General features: G+C 69.0%; 13 protein-coding genes. 8 read left to right on the plus strand and 5 right to left on the minus strand.

The features are described from left to right. Positions 1-587: 587 nt before the first annotated feature. From ACFWMR_RS32655 to ACFWMR_RS32665, 3 genes are all read right to left on the minus strand, one after another. The gene (locus tag ACFWMR_RS32655; RefSeq protein ID WP_378276511.1) at positions 588-1,166 is read right to left on the minus strand and encodes an LOG family protein; all 579 of its coding nucleotides are present in this window, start codon (positions 1,164-1,166) and stop codon (positions 588-590) included. Continuing rightward, positions 1,166-1,951, minus strand: coding sequence for an LOG family protein (locus tag ACFWMR_RS32660; protein ID WP_005155415.1), 786 nt, complete (start codon positions 1,949-1,951; stop codon positions 1,166-1,168). Before ACFWMR_RS32660 ends, ACFWMR_RS32655 begins: the two co-directional genes overlap by 1 nt. A gap of 113 nt (positions 1,952-2,064) precedes the next feature. Next, positions 2,065-3,927 (minus strand): glycoside hydrolase family 9 protein, encoded by a 1,863-nt coding sequence (locus tag ACFWMR_RS32665; protein WP_378381165.1) that lies wholly within the window; start codon positions 3,925-3,927, stop codon positions 2,065-2,067. A 259-nt stretch (positions 3,928-4,186) separates the two neighbouring features. On the opposite strand from ACFWMR_RS32665, the gene ACFWMR_RS32670 reads away from it, so the two are divergent. From ACFWMR_RS32670 to ACFWMR_RS32685, 4 genes are all read left to right on the plus strand, one after another. Further along, entirely contained in the window at positions 4,187-5,509 is a 1,323-nt protein-coding gene (locus ACFWMR_RS32670) for a helix-turn-helix domain-containing protein (RefSeq protein ID WP_378381152.1), read from the plus strand. Positions 5,510-5,789: 280 nt separating this feature from the next. After that, a complete protein-coding gene (locus tag ACFWMR_RS32675) occupies positions 5,790-8,054 on the plus strand; it encodes a M4 family metallopeptidase (RefSeq protein ID WP_378276508.1) in 2,265 nt (754 codons plus the stop codon). A gap of 85 nt (positions 8,055-8,139) precedes the next feature. Continuing rightward, positions 8,140-9,732, plus strand: a complete 1,593-nt coding sequence (locus tag ACFWMR_RS32680; protein WP_378381153.1) for a M28 family peptidase — start codon at positions 8,140-8,142, stop codon at positions 9,730-9,732. A 207-nt stretch (positions 9,733-9,939) separates the two neighbouring features. Further along, entirely contained in the window at positions 9,940-10,995 is a 1,056-nt protein-coding gene (locus ACFWMR_RS32685; protein WP_378276506.1) for a chitinase, read from the plus strand. 80 nt (positions 10,996-11,075) lie between these two features. Here ACFWMR_RS32685 and ACFWMR_RS32690 read toward each other — a convergent pair whose 3' ends face one another. Next, complete coding sequence (locus ACFWMR_RS32690; RefSeq protein ID WP_378381154.1) at positions 11,076-11,834, minus strand: DUF3152 domain-containing protein; 759 nt, start codon at positions 11,832-11,834, stop codon at positions 11,076-11,078. Between the two features lie 111 nt (positions 11,835-11,945). Between ACFWMR_RS32690 and ACFWMR_RS32695 the strand changes: the two genes are divergently transcribed. Both ACFWMR_RS32695 and ACFWMR_RS32700 read left to right on the plus strand, forming a co-directional pair. Continuing rightward, on the plus strand, positions 11,946-13,199 hold the full coding sequence (locus ACFWMR_RS32695) for a helix-turn-helix domain-containing protein (RefSeq protein WP_378381155.1): 1,254 nt from the start codon (positions 11,946-11,948) through the stop codon (positions 13,197-13,199). Further along, the gene (locus tag ACFWMR_RS32700) at positions 13,196-14,086 is read left to right on the plus strand and encodes an aminoglycoside phosphotransferase family protein (protein WP_378381156.1); all 891 of its coding nucleotides are present in this window, start codon (positions 13,196-13,198) and stop codon (positions 14,084-14,086) included. Before ACFWMR_RS32695 ends, ACFWMR_RS32700 begins: the two co-directional genes overlap by 4 nt. On the opposite strand, the gene dapE is transcribed toward ACFWMR_RS32700, so the two are convergent. Beyond that, positions 14,079-15,152: a succinyl-diaminopimelate desuccinylase gene (dapE, locus tag ACFWMR_RS32705; RefSeq protein WP_378276500.1), complete on the minus strand. Its 1,074-nt coding sequence runs from the start codon at positions 15,150-15,152 to the stop codon at positions 14,079-14,081. The genes ACFWMR_RS32700 and dapE overlap by 8 nt on opposite strands. Positions 15,153-15,194: 42 nt before the next feature. Between dapE and ACFWMR_RS32710 the strand changes: the two genes are divergently transcribed. Further along, a complete protein-coding gene (locus ACFWMR_RS32710) occupies positions 15,195-15,590 on the plus strand; it encodes a hypothetical protein (RefSeq protein WP_378381157.1) in 396 nt (131 codons plus the stop codon). Between the two features lie 28 nt (positions 15,591-15,618). Then, positions 15,619-16,605: a 2,3,4,5-tetrahydropyridine-2,6-dicarboxylate N-succinyltransferase gene (gene dapD / locus ACFWMR_RS32715; RefSeq protein WP_378381158.1), complete on the plus strand. Its 987-nt coding sequence runs from the start codon at positions 15,619-15,621 to the stop codon at positions 16,603-16,605. The last annotated feature ends 39 nt before the right edge of the window (positions 16,606-16,644 follow it).

Here is a 16,644-nt window from a genome sequence, read left to right on the forward strand (position 1 = left end):
CTGGTCGGTTATGGCCTCCTTGCCTACCCTGAAGGTAGTGAAGGAGGCCTTCACGGACTCTGGGTCCCTCAAGGCGACCTTCACGGACCGCCGCGCCGCCCCAGGCGCCACAGAAACCTCAGACGCCCCAAAAACCCCACATGCCACAGCGGGCGCGCGTGAAGGACCCCTTCCCTCGGCTCAGCCGAGGAAACTCGCCCTTCACAGCGGCCCCAAGTACATGAAGGCCCCCTTCAGTGCGCTAGGCGCAGTGAAGGGGGCCTTCATGTACTGAGACACCGCGCGAGAGGCAAGGCAAAGGTGCCCGCCAGGCGTGCCTCAGGTTGGCCGTGAGTAGCGATTCGGGTCAGGGCCAACCGCGCCTTGGGCACCGACGGTCGGGCGGTTTCGCGTGACCGAGTGGACGACACGTGTGATCAGACGGACGACACGTGTGACCGGCGGGACGACACGCGGTGGGACTCGGCCGTGGCCGAGTGCCGTCCGTCCAGACACGAATGCCGTCCGTCCAGACACGAGTGCCGTCCGTCCAGACACGTGTGTCGTCCACTCGGTCACGCGAAAAGCACCGAGTCGCGACCGAAGGCCTACTTAGCCCACTTAGGACGCGGAGGAGCCACATAGTCCGCGAAGCCGTCCAGAAGCACCGAAGCGTCCGAGTCGATCGAGAGCATGTCCCGGTACCCGGCCGACAGGAAGCCCTCCGACACCATGTGGTCGGCGAACTTCAGCAGCGGCGCGTAGTACCCGCCGACGTCGACCAGCCCGATCGGCTTCTCGTGCAGCCCGAGCTGGGCCCACGTCCACACCTCGAACAGCTCCTCCAGCGTCCCCGCACCGCCGGGCAGCGCGAGGAAGCCGTCGGACAGCGCGGCCATCTTCGCCTTCCGCTGGTGCATGTCGGCGACGACGTGCAGTTCGGTCAGGCCGGCGTGCGCGATCTCGACGCTGCCCAGCGCCTCCGGGATCACGCCGATCACCTCGCCGCCCGCGGCCAGCGCGGCGTCCGCGATGACGCCCATGGTGCCGACCGAAGCGCCGCCGTAGACCAGCCCGATCCCCCGCGACGCCAGCAGCGTGCCCAGCGCACGCGCCTCCTCGGCGTACCGCGAGTCGAAGCCCATCGACGAACCGCAGAAGACGCAAACCCGTCGTGGAGCCGCCATCAGTGGGTGTCCTCCCATGCCTGGTACGAATCCTGCACGACCCGCACGGCGTCGTCGATGTCGTCGGTGACGTGCAGCAGGTCGAGATCCTTCTCGCCGATCTTGCCCTCGGCGAGCAAGGTCTTGGCGATCCAGTCGTAGAGGCCGCCCCAGTAGTCGCTGCCGAAGAGCACGACCGGGAACTTCGTGACCTTCTTCGTCTGCACCAGGGTGAGCGCCTCGAACAGCTCGTCGAGCGTGCCGAAGCCGCCGGGCAGGCAGATGAAGGCCTGCGAGTACTTGATGAACATCGTCTTCCGGGCGAAGAAGTACCGGAAGTTGACGCCGAGGTCGACCCACGGGTTCAGGCCCTGCTCGAACGGCAGCTCGATGCCGAGGCCGACGGAGAACCCGCCCGCCTCGTTGGCGCCGCGGTTGACCGCTTCCATCGCGCCGGGGCCGCCGCCGGTCATCACCGCGAAGCCCGCGTCGGCGAGGGCGCCGCCGATCTTGCGGCCGAGTTCGTATTCCGGGTGGTCCCGTTTGGTCCGCGCCGAACCGAACACCGTCACCGCGCGCGGCACCTCGGCCAGCGCGCCGAAGCCCTCGACGAACTCCGCCTGGATCCGCAGCACACGCCACGGGTCGGTGTGCACCCAGTCGCTCGGCCCCCGCGAGTCCAGCAGGCGCTGGTCGGTGGTGCTGCCCTGGTCACGGCGGTCCCGCCGCAGCACGACCGGGCCCTTGTGGCGCTCGATCGGTCGTTCCGGGTACTGGCCGTCGGGGAACTCGCTTGTCTCACTCACCCCGCCAAGACTACGACGTCGTCACCGTCCGGAGCGGCGGCATCGCCGCGAACAGGAGTTGTCGGGTACGCGAACGCGGGGCCCGCCCGGACAGGCGGGCCCCGCGATCACGGTCAGGAACGTCCGGCCAGGGAGAACGCGAGCATGGCCGTCGAGGTGAAGTCGATGGCGGGCTCGTTGCTCGGCCACGAGGCCAGGTCGTCGGTGTAGCGCGACTCGGTCGTGTCGAACGCGTCGAACGGCTTCGTGCACTCCTTCGCCCCGGCCGGGAACGGCAGGTCCGCGAAGTGCTCGGCCCCGTTCGGTCCGTTCACGACAGCGCCGTAGAGCACCTTCGCCTCACCCGCGAGGTTGGCCGCCTGGTGGTGCGGGCACTTCGGTGACGTCGTCCCGACGCCGACGACCAGCGAGACTCCCCACGCGTTCGCGCCGAGGGTGAAGTTCCGCTGCTGCGAACCGAACGCCGCGTACCGCCGGTCACCGGTCACGTCCGCGTACAGCCGCTCGGTCGCGGCGAACCCGAAGCTCTTGCTGGCGGCGTCGAAGTCCTTGACCGACACGGCGGTCCGGAAAGGACTCTTCGCCGCGCTCGCGACGCCTTCGTCGAGCTGACGCCGGAGGTCGCCGATCAGTTCCGCACGCCCGAGCGCGGCACCCGGGACACCGTGCCGCAGGAGCTTCGCCAGTTCGGCGTGCGCCAGCGCGCTGGTGTCGTACAGATTGAGCGTGCTCTTCTCTTCGAGATCGATGTACGCCTTCGCCCAGTGCGCCGCCTGCCGCGTCCAATCACCCGCCCGCGGGTCCCGCAAAGCCTTACCCGCCAAGGCGAGCTGCGTCGCGCCGAGCTCCATGTCGTCCCGCCAGGACGACTCCGGGTAGTACGCGTGCGGGAACGCGGTGACCAGTTCGCCGACGTTCTCGGTCTTGGCCTGGGCGAAGACCGAGGCGGCCTCGGCGAGGTACTTCCTTGCCAGCGAGGGGTTCCGCTTCGCCTCGACCTGCGCGCCGAGCGCGAACGCGGCGGCGACGCGGCCGGCGAGGTTCGGGCTGAGCGCGGAACCGCCGGGATTCGCCGGGAACACCGGCCGGTGCTTGACGAAGTACTTGGGGTCACCGGGTTTCACGTCGAGCGCGTCGTCGTCGTGCGGGTTCCGCCAGACGTCGTGGTCGCCGAGGAAGCCGAACTTGTCGCTGCCCGTGCCGATCCCGACCTGGGCGTAGAGCGTCTTGTTCCGCTCGTCCCACATCTTGTCGAGCCAGTCGAGGCCGAGCTTGACCTCCTTGGCCAGCACGGGATCGTAGCCCTCACGGAGCACGTATCCCAGCTCCGCCAGCGAATACGCCGTGTTCGAGGTGAACTTGACGAAGTCGCCCGCGTCGACCCAGCCGCCTTCGACGTCGACCGGACCGCCGATCGGCTTCAGCGGTTCGGCGATCTCGTCGCCGCCCTCGCCGACGAACACCGGCCAGTCGTAGACCGTGGCCTGTTTGTCGGCCAGATGCGACGGTTTGCGGTCGAGACGGCCGGGGACGATGTCGTCACCGTCGCGCTGCGCCTGGAAGAACTCGTTGGTGGTGCGGACGAGCGGCGTGAAGAGCCGGTCCTTGGTGTCCACCCGGAAGGTCGGCGACGTCGCCTTGGTCTCACCGCTGACCACGATCCGGTACTTGCCCGGCAGCCAGACCTTCGACAGGTCGAGCTGGTACACCGCCGGGTACTTCGCGTTCCACGCGCCGAGCGCGGCGCCGGTCCGTCCACGATGGACGGTCCAGCCGCGTTCGTCGACCACCGAGAACGAACCCGGCGCGCTGGACAGGAGGTAGGCGTACTTGGTTTCGGTGATGCCGTAGCCGACCTGATCGACCCGGACCTCCCCCTGTACCGCCGCCGCGGCCGAAACCGCCGGAACCGTCAAACCCCCGAGGACCAGTGCCGAAACCGCGGCCACCGCCCGGGACCAGGAACTCACCATCATCGGCGCCCCGCTCACGACTAGTCAGATTAGTTAAGAAAGTTTCCTTTTTATTGCGCAAGACGCTAGCCCTCCGGACCCCGGCCGTCAATATGTCCGATTCGCCGGGAGAAACTCACCGGCTTCACGCCGCGGTCAGCGGGTATCCCACCGTGACGACCACGGCCGGTTCTCGTGGTCGGCGGTCCCGCGTTCGCCGCGTTGCTCACCCACTTGTCCCGCCCGCGCCGGAAACCGCCGGGAAATCGTCTACCGTGGTTCAGTGCCGTCCACGCCGAACGGGGCAGAATCACTCGGCGCGCGGGTCCGGCGGTTGCGCCGGGCGCGCGGCCTGACCCAGCGCGAGCTCGCCGAGCCCCGCTACGACCGGGGCTTCCTCGCCAAGGTCGAATCGGGCCGCCGGCTGCCCTCGGACGACGTGGTGTCCCACCTGGCCCGAAGGCTCGGCCTCACCGCGGACGAACTCCGCTTCGGCAGGCCACCGGGCGCCGCCGAAGAACTCCTCGACGCCCTGGAAACCGCATATCGAGAGTTGCAGCAAGGCGGACTCGACGCAGCCGAACACGAATTCACCCGCGTGGAACGACGAGCCGCGGAGTACCGGCTACCGGAAGTCCAGTGCCACGCGCGTTTCCATCTCGGCGAAGTCCACTGGCAACGTTACGACATCCCGTTGGCGGACAAAGGCTTCGCCTACGCGATGGAACTCGCCGACGCGGCGTCGCCGCGGTTGCGGGCGATGATCGTCAACCGGCTCGCCGCCTGCCGGGCACTGTCGGGGGATCTGGGCGCGGCCGTCGCGCTCGTCGAGACCGCGCTCGCCGGACTCCGCGCCGACGGCGCGAGCGATCCCGACGCCGAACTCGCGCTGGTGACCGCGCTGATCCACCCGCTCGTCGAAATGGGCGCGCTCCGCCGCGCCCGGCGGGCCGCCGAAGAAGGACGTCGCGCCCTCTCTTCCGCCCGCCGCAAGGACATTTCCGCGCGATACCACCGGCAGGCGGCACAACTGTGGCAGGCGATCGGCCTCGTCGACCGCGCGGAGAAGGACCTCGCGCGGGCACTGCGGCTGTTCACCTCCCTCGGTTACGACCGGGACGCCGCCCGATGCCGCTGGGCACGCGGCTTCCTGTGGCGGAGGCTGGGCAAACTCGACGAGGCGCACGCCGAACTGCTGCTCGCCCGCGATCTCCTCGCCAAGGCCGGTTCGGCCGAAGGGGTACTCGGCGCGACCATCGAACTCGCCGACGTCCGCCGCCGGCAAGGGGCACTCGACGAGGCGGCCGAACTCGCCGAAGGGATCCGGCCGCTTCTGGATCGATCCCCCGACATCGAAGCCAGGGCCGAGGTTCTCCGGTTACTGGGACTCATCGCCCGCGCCCGCGGCGATCTTCCCGCGGCGACAGCCTTGCTCGAAGAAGCCGCCACCGCACAGGAAAGTTCGGAATTACTCGGCGCGCTCGTGGCCACTTCTCTGCATTTGGGCGACACGTTGCGCGCTCGCGGATTAATCGAAGAAGCGTCGGAAGCCTATCGCCGCGGTGTACGCGCGGCCGCTATGTCCGATTCCGGGCCGGCGGACTGAAAACCATACGAAAGTCGCCATATATCGCGAGCGGCGGGAAAATGCTTACTACACAGGGATTTCACTCTTCGCGGAATGATCTTCGCGTGTGCCACTAGGCCATCCGGCCCATTGACGCTCCCGGCGAGCAGCTCCTTTACTTCGAACGTGTCCATCGAGATAACTCCAGTTATCCGAATGGACACGCTTCCCCGTCCCCCGCCGTGCTCCCGATCCGGTCGAATTCCCCGCCGCGCCAATGGCCGTGCCGGGTACACGGTCTTGCCCATGGAAGGTTCCCATGACCGTTCAGCGAGGGCTCAGAACAGGGTTGGCGGCCATCGCCGGCCTTGCCCTGAGCATGACGTTCCCGGCGATCCCGGCGAACGCGACCACCGCCACCATCCAGCCCGCGAGCCCCGACGCGGTGGCCGCGAGCGCGGCCGACCAGGCCGCCGCGGCTGGTGTAGACCACTTGCGGAAGGGTCCGCAGGAGGGCTTCCGCCGCGTCGGGATGACACCGGGTGGCGGAGGACTCTTCTACGCCGCTTACGAACGAACCTACCGTGGCCTGCCGGTCGTCGGCGGGGACGCGGTGGTGGTGGCCGACGGCGCCGGGCGCGTCCGCGGCACCAGCGCCGCGGAGACCGCGGCGATCTCGGTCGAAACCAAGGCCAAGATCTCCGCGGCGAAGGCGGCCGAGGTCGCCCGCGGCCAGCTGTCCAAAGTAGACAGTGTGGTGGCGCCGCAGCTCGTCGTGCTGGCGGGGAACTCCCCCAAGCTCGCCTACGAGGTCGTCGTCAAGGGCACCAAGGCGGCCGCGCCGAGCAACCTGCACGTCTTCGTGGACGGCGCCACCGGGGCGGTCCTCGACACCCGTGACGACGTCAAGATGTCGAACATCCCCGCCGCCACGCAGAACACGTCGGGCGGCGTCAGCACGCTGGGCGCCGGGAACAGCTACTACGTCGGCAACGTCACCATCGACACGACGAACTCCGGCGGCACCTACTCCATGCGCGACCCGGGGCGTCCCAACATCAGCTGCAAGCCGCAGAACGGCGCGGTGTACTCCGGCCCCGACGACAACTGGGGCAACGGCTCGGGCACCAACCTCGAAACCGCTTGTGTCGACACGCTCTTCGGCGTCCAGACCGAGTGGAAGATGCTCGGCGAGTGGCTGGGCCGCAACGGCATCAACGGCAGCGGCGGCGGTTTCCCCTCCTCCGTCGGCCTCAACCAGGTCAACGCCTACTGGGACGGTTCCTCGACCACCTTCGGTCACTCGCAGGACAACCAGCGCCAGGCCACCTCGATGGACGTCGTCGCGCACGAGTTCGGCCACGCCATCTTCCAGACCACGCCGGGCGGCGCGGGCAGCGGCAACGAGAACGGCGGGCTGAACGAGTCCACCGGTGACATCTTCGGCGCCATCACCGAGCACTACGCCAACAACGCCAAGGACACCCCGGACTACGAGGTCGGCGAGGGCGTGAACCTGGTCGGCCAGGGCCCGATCCGCTACATGTACCAGCCGAGCAAGATCTCGGGTAACCCGAACTGCTACTCGTCCTCGATCCCGAGCACCGAGGTGCACGCCGCCGCGGGCCCGCAGAACCACTGGTTCTACCTGCTGGCCGAGGGCACCGCGCCCGCCGGCAAGCCCGCGAGCCCGACGTGCAACAACACCTCGATCACCGGTCTGGGCATCCAGAAGGCCGCGAAGATCTTCTACAACGGCCTGCTGAAGAAGACCTCCGGCTGGAACCACCGGGCCGCCCGCAAGGCGACCCTGGAGGCGGCGCTCGCGCTGTACCCGAGCTCCTGCACCGAGTTCAACACCACCAAGGCGGCGTGGGAGGCCATCAGCGTCCCCGCGGCGACCGGTGAGCCGACCTCGTGCACCCCGTCCGGTCCCGACTTCTCGGTCGGCGTCACCCCGGCGTCGGGCACGGTCAAGGCGGGCGACTCCGCCACCGTCACGGTGAACACCGCGACCGTCAGCGGTGCGGCGCAGTCGGTTTCGCTGAACGCCAGTGGCCTCCCCGCCGGGGCGACCGCGACGTTCAACCCGGCCTCGGTCCAGTCCGGTGCCTCCTCGACGCTCACCATCGCGACGTCGGCGAGCACCCCTGACGGCACCAGCACGATCACGGTGACCGGTACCGCGGCCAGCGGCACCCACACCGCGCAGTACACGCTGACCGTCGGCACCAGCAGCAACATCCGGACGTTCAGCAACGACACCGACTACGCCATCAACGACTACGGCACGGTGAACAGCGCGATCACCTCGACCGCGACCGGCAACGCGGTGTCCCCGGTGAAGCTGACGCTCACCGGTACCCACACCTGCATCGAGGACCTCCGGATCAGCCTGAAGGCCCCCGACGGCAGCACGTATTCCGTCAAGCCCACCGGTTCCCTGCCGTGCACCCAGTTCGGCACCAAGAACTACTCGGTCCCGGTGACCAACGAAGTGGCTGCCGGCACCTGGACCCTCGTGGTCTACGACGCCTACTCCGGTGACACCGGCACGCTCGACAGCTGGTCGATCACCCTCTAGCTCCCTCTCGCAGGCGAAGGACTCCTGCCCCCGGCCGGGGGCAGGAGTCCTTCCGCAAATCCCATCAAGGAAGGAAAACCCCGGCATGAAGTGGGGAAAGCGAATAGGAGCGGCCGTCGTCGGCATGGCCGCCGTACTGGGTGTCGTCGTGACGCCCGCCCAAGCGGTCACGACCGCGAACGCCGCACCGGACATCTCGCTCGCGAACATCAAGTCGCATCTGAACGCGCTGCAGACCATCGCCAACCAGAACGGCGGCAACCGGGCCTCCGGCCGTTCCGGCTACACGGCGTCGGTGTCCTATGTGTCGCAGAAGCTGCGCGACGCCGGCTACAACGTCACGTTGCAGACCTGCACCAGCTGCGCGGGTTCGAGCCAGAACATCATCGCGGAATGGCCGCAGGGTGACGCGAGCCAGGTCATCATGCTCGGCGCGCACCTCGACAGCGTCAGCGCCGGCCCCGGCATCAACGACAACGGCTCGGGCTCGGCCTCGATCCTCGAAACCGCGCTGACCCTGGCCCGCGAGAACCCCACGATGGCCAAGCGGGTCCGCTTCGGCTGGTGGGCCGACGAGGAGTCCGGACTGCGCGGCTCCAAGTTCTACGTCAACAGCCTGCCGCAGGCCGAGCGCACGAAGATCAAGACCTACCTGAACTTCGACATGATCGGCTCCGACAACTGGGGTTACTTCGTCTATGACGACGTGGCTTCGGTCAAGGCCGTGTTCGACGAGTACTTCCGGACGATCGGCATCCAGACCGAGGGTGACACCGAGGGCGACGGCCGCTCGGACCACGCGTCGTTCAAGAGCGCGGGTATCCCGGTCGGTGGCCTCGCGACCGGTGCCGGGTACACGAAGAGCGCCGCGCAGGCCCAGAAGTGGGGCGGCACCGCCGGGCGCGCGTTCGACAGCTGCTACCACCGCGCCTGCGACACGACGTCCAACATCCCGGACACCCCGGTGGAGAAGAACAGCGACGCGATCGGCTACGCGCTCTGGAAGCTCGCCGTCGGCGCCTCGACGGGCCCCGACTTCTCGCTCGGTCTTTCCCCGGCTTCCGGCACCGTCCAACCTGGACAGTCGGCGACCGTCACGGTCAACACGACGACGACTTCCGGTGCGGCACAGACGGTTTCGCTGAGCGCCAGCGGTCTTCCCGCCGGGGCGACCGCGACGTTCAACCCGGCCTCGGTGCAGTCCGGCGCGTCTTCGACGCTCACCATCCAGACGTCGGCGGACACTCCGAACGGCACCAGCACGATCACCGTGACCGGTGACGGGACCGCGGTCGACCGCACGGCGCAGTACACGCTCACCGTCGGCAACGTCAGTGTCCGCACGTTCACCAACGGCACCGACTACCCGATCGCCGACTACGGCACGGTGAACAGCCCGATCACCTCCAGCGCGACGGGTACGGCGACGTCCCCGGTGAAGGTGTCGATCACCGGCACGCACACCTGCTCCGAGGACCTTCGCATCAGCCTGAAGGCCCCCGACGGCAGCACGTACTCGGTCAAGCCGACCGGTTCCCTGCCCTGCACCGAGCTCGGCACCCGGAACTACTCGGTCCCGGTGACCAACGAAGCCGCGTCCGGCACTTGGACGCTCGTGGTCTACGACGCCTACTCCGGTGACACCGGCACGCTCGACAGCTGGACCATCACCGTCTGACCATCCGAATGGCGAGGGCCATCTCACGAGGACACCCGGCCTCGTGAGATGGCCCTCGTGCGTGAGAACGTTTTTCGGACAACCTTTCGATATCTGGTCTAGACCACCCGATCGTCGGTAGCGGCAGCCGGGCACCGCGACCTATGTTGAGCCGAACGGCCGCTTCCTGTTGTTCGTTCACAACCGCTTTCGAGATGGGAGCTGGGTATGTTCGGTCGCGTCTCACGGCTGCTGGCAATCACCGGCGCGGCGGTACTCGCCGTCACCACGCTGGTCGTCCTGACCCCGGCGCAAGCCTCGACGGACGCCGAGGTCTGCGCGGTCAAATCGAAGCCCGCGGGCAAGGTCCTGCAAGGCTATTGGGAGAACTGGGACGGCGCTTCGAACGGCGTCCACCCGCCGCTCGGCTGGATCCCGATCACCGACGCCCGGATAAAATCCAACGGGTACAACGTGATCAACGCGGCCTTTCCGGTCATCCTGTCCGACGGAACGGCAAAATGGGAGGATGGGATGGACGCGACTGTGAAGGTCGCGACCCCGTCCGAAATGTGCGCCGCCAAGGACGCGGGCGCGACGATCCTGATGTCCATCGGCGGTGCCACCGCCGGGATCGACCTCAATTCGTCCACCGTGGCGGACAAGTTCGTCGCGACCATCGTGCCGATCCTGAAGAAGTACAACTTCGACGGGATCGACATCGACATCGAAACGGGCCTCACCGGCGGCGGGAACATCAACACGCTTTCCGCGTCGCAGAAGAACCTCATCCGCATCATCGACGGCGTGCTCGCCGCGATGCCGTCGAACTTCGGGCTCACCATGGCGCCCGAGACCGCGTACGTCACCGGCGGCAGCGTCGTCTACGGCTCGATCTGGGGCGCGTACCTGCCGATCATCAAGAAGTACGCGGACAACGGCCGGCTGTGGTGGCTGAACATGCAGTACTACAACGGAAGCATGTACGGCTGCTCCGGTGATTCGTACCAGGCCGGGACGGTCCAGGGCTTCGTCAAGCAGACGGAGTGTCTCGACAAGGGCCTCGTGATCCAGGGCACGACGATCCGGGTTCCCTACGACAAGCAGGTCCCGGGCCTGCCCGCGCAGGCGGGTGCCGGTGGCGGCTACATGTCGACGGGCCTGGTTTCCCAGGCGTACCGGAGCATTCCGGGACTCAAGGGCCTGATGACCTGGTCGATCAACTGGGACGGTTCGCGGAGCTGGACGTTCGGGAACAACGTGCGGTCGCTCCAGGGCCGGTAAACCCTCCTGCGGTACATGAAGGCCCCCTTGCTTGCGCTAGGCGCAAGGAAGGGGGCCTTCATGTACTTCGGCGGGGGTGCTCACGACCCGTCGCGCGGGATCGGATCGGCGTACTCCCCCGAAGGCCCCGAGTACTGCGTCCCGTCCGGATAAGGCCACGGGTTCGGGTTGCAGCCGTGCAGCCCCAACGTCTGCTGCTGCATCACCGGCGCCAGCGCGCCTGGTACGGGACACTTCTCGTGGCCGCGCCCGAGCCGGTGCCCGACCTCGTGCGTGACCATGTACTGGCGATAGATCGTCAACGGCGCGCCGTATCCGGGGACGCCGTTCGCCCAGCGCGCGACGTTGAGCACGACGCTGTTCCCGTTGCGGCACGAGGTGTAGCCGTCCGGCCTGCCGCACAGCGCGTCGCGTGTCTCCGGCGTGGCGAGGTAGAGCGTGAAATCGACCGGGCCGTCAGGACCGACCCTCTGCAACCGCCGGCGGCCGCCACCGGTCCAGCCGCGTGGATCGGCCAAAGTGGACTCGACGGCCTTGACGAACTCGTCCTGGCTCACGCCCGCGATGTCCGCCTCGACGGCGACGCGGTATCGCACCAGCTTTCCGGTCTGCCCGGCGATCGGACCTTCACCGGCGGGAAGGATCCACTGGCCGGATCCCGCCTGCGGGAAGGTGATCCCGGCGGACGGCGGCGCGGGTTTCCGCGAAGACAGCGAGACCGCTGTCGGCGGCGCGAGGACCGGTACCGGGGTCACCGCGGGAGGAGCGACGGGGTGAGCTTCACAACCGGCCACCACCAGGGCGCCTACGACGACGGCCAGAATCCCGCGCACGGTCATCGGCACTCCCGCGGATCATCGGTCACATCGGGGGATACGGTCCGGGGCCGGGAGAAGTTGCGGGACCGCGCGCGCAACCTTTCGGCGCGTTCGCCCGTATCGTTCTCCGTCATGGGCGAGGAGGTCGGTGGACGGCTGCGGCGGCTGCGCGCCGAACGCGGCCTCACCCAGCGCGAACTCGCCGAGCCGCACTACACCGCCGCGTACGTCTCGTCCGTCGAAACGGGAGCGCGCACGCCGTCCGGCGACGCGTTGCGCCACTTCGCGGCGCGGCTCGGCGTGGACACCGGCGAGCTGCTCGGCGTCACCTCGCCCCGCGACGACGTCCGGCTCGATCTGGACATCGCGGCGGCCGCGTCGGACTTCCTCGCGGGGAACGGCTCGGCCGCGAAGATGCGACGGCTGGCCCGGCGTGCCGAGGGGATCGGCCGCACCCGTCAAGCCGGGCTCGCCTGGCTGTGGCTCGCGCGTTTCACCGAGGGCGGCACCCGCTCGCGGCTGGTGGCCGCCGCCGAAGCCGCCCTCTCCGACGACATCCCGCCGTATCGGGAACTGGCCGTCGCGCTCCGGGCGAACCTCCTGACTGGGCTGGGCGAACCGCACCACGCCATGCACCTGCTCCGGACCGCGCTCGACACGAGCCTGGCCGATCATCCGCATCCGGTTCTTCTGCTGGCCCTGCACGCGTACCTCGCCGAAGGTCGGCTTCGCCTCGGCGAAACCACCCAGGCCGCGCACCACGCGGGCGAGGCACTGCGCCTCGCCCGAGGCGGCGAAGAGCTCCTGACCGAACTCGCCGAGAACCAGCGACGGCTGGCCGAGGCGTATCTCGCCGAAGGCCGGGTGACCGACGCCGTCGCCGCCGTTTCGGTGCTGCACGACCTGCTCCACGAACGTGCCCTGCGGCCGGTTCTCGCCCGGTGCCTCTTCGCGCGGGCGCTGGTCCGGCGCGCCGAAGACCTCGAAGGCGCTCTCGCGGACCTTCGCGCGTCCCGGACGGCCGCGTCCGATCACGCCGTGACCTTGGAACTCGCCGACGTCTGCCGCGAACTCGGTCGTCTCGACGACGCTGCCGCGCTGCTCGCCGAAGCGGCTGAAGGCATCCCGACGGAGTCGCCGCTCTCCGCATCCCTCACGTTTCAGCAGGGCTCACTGGCCCTGGCCCGCGGAGACCTTGAAGCAGCCGAAGCGGGCTTCGCACACGCCATCGACGTCGCAGCCCTTCGCGATGCTCGCGGCGTCCTGGCCGCTTCAGTCGACAAAGCGGGAGAGTTGCTACGCGACCAGGGGCGCTCCGAAGAGGCCGCGGATCTCCTGCGGCGCGGACTGCTCCTGCTCGGTGCAGAGGAGGACGTTCCGAAGTGACCCAAGTGGATCTGGAAGACATCAACACCCGGCTGGTCGGCCGATTCGGACCCGTCGCCGAAGGGTGGCTCGCGGAGGTCCCGGCCCTCGCCGCGAGGCTGGCCTCCCGGTGGGATTTCGAACTCGGAGAACTGTTCGACAGCGGGGCCTCGTCCGTCGTCCTGCGCTGCCGCTGGTCCGACGGGACGCCCGCGGTGCTCAAGCTCAGCCCGGACGGGGCGCTGCTGACCAAGCAGATCGAGATGTTGCGCGTGTTCGCGCCGACGGGCCGGGTGCCCGCCGTGCTGGCCGCCGACGCGGACGCCGGCGCGATGGTGCTGGAGGAGATCCTGCCGGGCACCGTGGCCGAGGATCTGCCAGCGGACTCTTTGCCGGGGCGCTGGGGAGAACTGCTCACCGCGCTGCACGCCATGGCCCCGCCCGCGGACTGGCCGTGGACCCTGCATGGCCGGTTCGAGGAGTCCTTCGAGCGGATCGGCCGGAGGCTGGCCGAACCGGCGATCAACGCCCGGATCAGCCAGGCGGCCTGGCGGCGGGCGATCGATCGCTGCGAGACCCTGCTGTCCACACAGGACCCGGTCGTGCTGCTCCACGGCGATCTCCACCTCGGCAACGTCCTGGACGGCGGCGCGTCGCGCGGCCTGATCGCGATCGATCCGAAGGCGTGCGTGGGCGATCCGTGCTTCGACGCCGTCGACTACGTGGTCGAGGGCGCCTGGCACGAAGGCGTCGAGGCCCGTTGCCGGGTGGTGGCGGACGCGTGCGGACTCGACGGCGACAGGTTGTACGCCTGGAGCCGGGTGGTCGCGCCCATGTTCGCCATCGCGCACCTCACCTATGGCGGCCCGGAGCGGGCGCTCGACGAACTCCTCGCCCTGACTAGCTGAGGAACTCGCGCAACACGGCCGCGACCTGCCGGATCTCGCCAGCGCGCACGTTCTCCTGCCGGGTGTGCGCGAGCGTCGGGTCGCCGGGCCCGAAGTTCACCGCCGGGATGCCGAGAGCCGCGAAGCGCGCGACGTCGGTCCAGCCCAGCTTCGCGACAGCCTTGCCTCCCGCCGCGGCGACCAGCTCGGCGGCCGCCGGGGCACTCAACCCGGGCAAGGCACCTGGCGACAAGTCGACAATCTTGACGTCGTAGCCGTCGAAGACCTCGCGAAGGTGCGCCTCGGCTTCTTCGGACGAGCGATCGGGCGCGAACCGGTGGTTGATCGTGAGCACGGCCTCGTCCGGCACGACGTTGCCCGCGACCCCGCCGCCGATCTTCGTGGCCTGCAAGCCTTCGCGGTAGGTCAGGCCGTCGATGTCGACCACTCGCGGGGTGTACTCGGCCAGCCTGCGCAGCGGTTCGGCGAGGCCGTGGATCGCGTTGACGCCCATCCAGCCGCGCGCGGTGTGTGCTCGGACGCCTTCGACGCGGATCTCGATCCGCATCGTGCCCTGGCAACCGCCCTCGATCCCGCCGTTCGAGGGCTCGCCGAGGATCGCGAGGTCGCCCTGGAGCCACTCGGGCAGCTCGCGTTCGATGCGGCCGAGGCCGTTCTTCGTCGCTTCGATCTCTTCGCAGTCGTAGAACACGAAGGTGATGTCATGCCTCGGCTCACGGAGAGCGGCGGCGAGATGCAGGAAGACGGCGTCGCCGCTCTTCATGTCGACGGTGCCGAGTCCGTGCAGGATCTCGTCGTCACCGGTCCCCTCACGGCGGACGGGCATGTTCTCGTTCACCGGAACCGTGTCGAGATGCCCCGCCAGCACCACCCGCGACGGACGGCCGAGGTTCGTCCGGGCGAGGACCGCGTCGCCGTTGCGGATCACTTCGAGATGCGGCGCCTGCGTCTCCAACGCGGCCTGCACGGTGTCCGCGATCACCTTCTCCTCCTCGGAAACGCTGAAGATGTCCACCAGCGCGGCGGTGAGGTCGACGGGGTCGGCGTGCAGATCGAGCGAAGGCATGCCCGCACCGTACCGGCGCGGCCCCGGGGCTACCGTGAAGGCGTGCGCACCAAAGCGATCCTGCTCGCCCTTCTCCTGGCACTCAGCGGCTGTGGATCGAACGAGGTCCCGGTCACGGTGAAACCCACGCGCAGCGAGGGGCCGGACGTGCTGCCGATCAAGCTCAAGGCGCTGGGCACCGACCAGTGCTACCTGGCGCCGGGGACCGAATCGCCCAAGGGCTGCCAGAAGTACGTGACCGAACTCTCCAGCGCCGCGGGCACCGTCCGCAAGCGCCGCCCGGACCTGGTGCCGAGCGCCGAAGCGCTCGACCGCCCGATCTCCGTCTTCCGGACCGCGAACTGCCAGGACCAGGCCGCTCCCGGCGGCCAGTGCAGCCAGGCGCTTGTCGACATGGCGGCCGCGCTGACCAGCGTGAAGAGCCTCGTCGGCGGCTGAGGAGGATCACTGGGTTACCGTTCAGGTCGTGAGCGAGCAGACCCCTGATCCCGAAACGACCGGCGCCACCGGCGTCGGACTGGCCACCGTCACGACCGATGGCACGGTGCTGGACACCTGGTTCCCGTTGCCCAAGCTGACCGACGGCGCCGTCGGCGAAGCGGGCACGGTGCGGCTGACCACCGAGGAGGCCTCCGAGGCCCTCGGCGAGGCGGCCGCCGCCCAGCTCGGCCCGGACACCGACCGCGGTGTCGAGGTCGTCGCGGTCCGCACGACCATCGCCCGCCTCGCCGACGCCCCCGGCGACACGCATGACGTCTACCTGCGCCTCCACCTGCTGTCGCACCGCCTGGTCCGGCCGCACGGCGCGAACCTCGACGGCATCTTCGGCCTGCTGGCGAACGTCGTGTGGACCAGCCACGGGCCGTGCCCCGTCGAGGGCTTCGAGGCGACCCGGCTGCGGCTGCGGGCGCGCGGCAACGTCACCGTCTACGGCGTGGACAAGTTCCCGCGGATGGTGGACTACGTCGTGCCCACCGGCGTCCGCATCGCCGACGCCGACCGCGCCCGCCTCGGCGCGCACCTGGCCAACGGCACCACGGTCATGCACGAGGGCTTCATCAACTTCAACGCCGGCACGCTCGGCGCCTCGATGGTCGAGGGCCGGATCTCGGCGGGCGTCGTGGTCGGCGACGGCTCCGACGTCGGCGGCGGCGCGTCGATCATGGGCACGCTGTCCGGTGGCGGCAAGGAGACCATCTCGATCGGCGAACGCTGCCTGATCGGCGCGAACGGCGGCGTCGGCATCTCGCTCGGCGACGACTCGGTCGTCGAAGCGGGCCTCTACGTCACGGCCGGCACGAAGGTGACCTTCGAGGGCAAGGTCGTGAAGGCGCTGGAGCTGTCCGGCATCTCGGGCGCGGTGTTCCGGCGGAACTCCGGGACCGGCGCCGTCGAGGTCGTCGCGCGCACCGGCGTCGGCATCGAGCTGAACGCGGCCCTGCACGCCAACTGACCTGCGGAAAGAGAGCAAGGGACCTTTGCTGTCGCCTGC

The sequence above is a fragment of the Amycolatopsis thailandensis genome, from assembly GCF_042723255.1.
Lineage (GTDB): Bacteria > Actinomycetota > Actinomycetes > Mycobacteriales > Pseudonocardiaceae > Amycolatopsis > Amycolatopsis thailandensis.